This is a genomic window from Tardiphaga sp. (genome assembly GCF_041424195.1).
Taxonomy (GTDB): Bacteria; Pseudomonadota; Alphaproteobacteria; order Rhizobiales; family Xanthobacteraceae; genus Tardiphaga.
In genome coordinates, this window is sequence record NZ_JBGMOE010000215.1 from 1 (window position 1) to 3,337 (window position 3,337).

Below are 3,337 nucleotides of genomic sequence, written 5' to 3' on the forward strand. Positions count from 1 at the left end.
GCCTGTACGTTGAAGCCGAGGATGTCCTTGAAATCGGTCAGGCCGTTATTGCCGCCGAAGCCGAAATCGTTGCGGAAGAACGCCAGCAGCAGCGCATAGGTCATCGCCTGCGTGATGATCGACAGATAAACGCCGGTCACGCGGGAGCGGAATGCCAGCCAGCCGAAGCAGAAAGCCAGCAGCCCCGGCACCAGCAACACCATCAGCGCCGCGAACCAGAACATGTCGAAGCCGTACCAGTACCACGGCAGCTTGCTGTAGTTCAGGAACACCATGAAGTCCGGCAGAATCGGATTGCCATAGACGCCGCGCGAGCCGATCTGGCGCATCAGATACATGCCCATGGCATAGCCGCCGAGCGCGAAGAAGGCGCCGTGGCCGAGCGAGAGAATGCCGCAATAGCCCCAGATCAGATCGATCGAGAGCGCGAGAATGGCGTAGCAGACATATTTGCCGAACAGCGCCATCAGATAGGTCGGCACCTGCAGCGGCGAGTCCGCCGGCAGCAGCAGGTTCGACAGCGGAATGAGAATACCGACGGCGGCGACGATCAGCAGGAAGATCGTCGCGCTGCGGTCCAGCGTGCGGGTGAGGAAATGCGGGGTCATGCGAGCATCCCACTGTTGGCGCGCCACACACAGGCCCCCTCATGGTGAGGAGGCGCTTCTTCAGCGCCGTCTCGAACCATGAGGGAGTGTGGGGCCATCCTTCGAGACGCGGCCGAAAAGCGGCCGCTCCTCAGGATGAGGGACGGAGTTCTGCAGATACGTAGAAGCATGGGGTTCCAAATCTTCATCATGCTTCGATCGCCCTGCCCTTGAGCGCAAACAGACCGCGCGGCCGTTTCTGGATGAACAGGATGATCAGCACCAGAATGGCGATCTTGCCGAGCACCGCGCCCGCCACCGGCTCAAGAAACTTATTCGCGATGCCGAGCGACAGTGCGCCAACCAGCGTGCCCCACAGATTGCCGACGCCACCGAACACCACGACCATGAAACTGTCGATGATGTAGCTCTGGCCGAGATTGGGCGACACATTGTCGATCTGCGACAGTGCCACGCCGGCAATGCCCGCAATGCCGGAGCCAAGGCCGAAGGTCAGCGCATCCACACGCGAGGTCGCGATGCCCATGGACGCTGCCATGCGGCGATTCTGGGTCACCGCGCGCATCTCAAGTCCGATCGAGGTGTAGCGCAGCATCGCCAGCAGGATCGCGAATACGGCCAACGTGAAGCACAGGATCCAGAGCCGGTTATAGGTGATGGTGATCTGGCCGAGTTCAAACGCGCCCGACATCCAGGAGGGATTGCCGACCTCACGATTGGTCGGGCCGAACATGGTGCGCACCGCCTGCTGCAACACCAGCGACAGGCCCCAGGTGGCCAGCAGCGTTTCCAGCGGACGGCCATAGAGGAAGCGGATGATGGTGCGCTCGATGACGATGCCGAGCAGACCCGCGACGATGAAGGCCAGTGGTACGGCCATCAGCAGCGAATAGTCGAACAGGCCGGGATAGCTGGTGCGGATCACATCCTGCACCACGAAGGTGACATAGGCGCCGATCATCACCATCTCGCCATGCGCCATGTTGATCACGCCCATCACGCCGAAGGTGATGGCGAGGCCAATGGCAGCGAGCAAGAGAACCGAGCCGAGCGACAATCCGTACCAGGCGTTCTGGCCGATCGACCACAGCGTCTGCCGGCTGTTGATGGCGGTGATCGCGCTGGCAGCACGGCGCGCAACGCCGACGGTCTGGTCGCCAGGCAGGCTGGTGAGCAGCGCCAGCGCGTCCTGATCGCCGCGGCCCTTGATGATCGCGATGGATTCGATCTTCTCCGCTTCGGTCGCGTCTTCCTTGTAGAGCAGGATCGCGGCGCGGGCCTCAAGGAAGGCTTGCCTGGCCGCCTTGCTGGTTTCCTTTTCCAGCGCGGTCTCGATCACCGGCAGCATCGCGGTCTCGTGGCTCTTGAACACCGATTGTGCCGAGGCGATGCGCTTGGCGGGATCCGGCGACATCAGCGTGAGCCCGCCGAGTGCGGATTCGATATTGCGGCGAAGACGATTGTTGAGGCGCACGGCGGCGGCGCTGGCTGGCACCTCGGCGACGGCCTCGCCGGTCGCGGCGTCAGTCACCTTGCCGTCGGCGCCGGTGAGATAAACCTTCTTGCTGTCGGGGTCGGCCGAGAGCCGGCCTTCCTGCAGCGCGGCGATCACAGCGAAAGCCTGCGGATGGCCCGAGGTCGCGATGATGCCGACGGCTTCGTCCGTATCCGAGAAATCGTCATTGGCGAATTTGGCGACGGCATCCTCGAAAGGACCCGCAAGGGCCGGAATGGCAGTCGCGGCGATCAGCAGAAATGCAACAGCGATCGCGCGGAAACGATAAAGGAGATCAGTCACTGGAAAACCCCGGCCGAAGAAAAAAGAGAAGGCGGCGGCTTCACCGCCCTCTCCAGTTTTGGGAGTCTCGAGAGGAAACAGATAACGTCGTCACTGCGGACGCCGCGCGCCCGCAATGACTGACAACACGAAGCCTCAGAGCGAGATCAGGACCCCTGACCGCCGCACTTGTTGGTCTTGGTGTTGAAGTTGCCGCACTTCTTGCCGACCCAGTCGCCGATCAGGTCCTTGGAGCCGTCGAGCTCCTTCGACCATGCATCGCCAGCCACCAGCGCCGGGGTCTTCCAGACCACGTCGAACTGGCCATTGGCCTTGATCTCGCCGATGAACACCGGCTTGGTGATGTGGTGGTTCGGCAGCATCTTCGAGGTACCGCCGGTCAGGTTCTTGGCTTCGATGCCCGGCAGAGCGTCGATGACCTTGTCGGCTTCGATCGACTTGGCCTTCTCGACCGCCTTCACCCACATGTTGAAGCCGATCACGGTGGCTTCCATCGGATCGTTGGTCACGCGCTTCGGATTCTTGGTGAAGGCCTGCCATTCCTTGATGAACTTCTCGTTCTCGGGGCTCTTGATCGACTGGAAGTAGTTCCAGGCCGCGAGATGGCCGAGCAGCGGCTTGGTGTCGATGCCGGCAAGTTCTTCTTCACCCACCGAGAACGCAACCACCGGAATGTCGGTCGCCTTGATGCCCTGGTTGCCGAGCTCCTTGTAGAACGGAACATTGGCGTCGCCGTTGATGGTCGAGACCACGGCGGTCTTCTTGCCGGTCGAGCCGAACTTCTTGATGTCGGCGACGATCGTCTGCCAATCGGAATGACCGAACGGCGTGTAGTTGATCATGATGTCTTCCTGCTTGACGCCCTTCGACTTCAAGTAGGCTTCCAGGATCTTGTTGGTGGTGCGCGGATAGACGTAGTCGGTGCCGGCCA

General features: G+C 61.7%; 2 protein-coding genes and 1 pseudogene. All 3 read right to left on the reverse strand.

Translation table 11 applies throughout. From position 1 onward, the window contains the following. Positions 1 to 608: pseudogene (locus tag ACEK02_RS29835) on the reverse strand (urea ABC transporter permease subunit UrtC); the annotation flags it as partial. Positions 609 to 795: 187 nt separating this feature from the next. Then, a complete protein-coding gene (gene urtB, locus ACEK02_RS29840; RefSeq protein ID WP_371425052.1) occupies positions 796 to 2,406 on the reverse strand; it encodes an urea ABC transporter permease subunit UrtB in 1,611 nt (536 codons plus the stop codon). A 146-nt stretch (positions 2,407 to 2,552) separates the two neighbouring features. After that, a partial coding sequence (locus ACEK02_RS29845; RefSeq protein WP_371425053.1) for a transporter substrate-binding protein occupies positions 2,553 to 3,337 on the reverse strand: 785 nt, incomplete at its 5' end.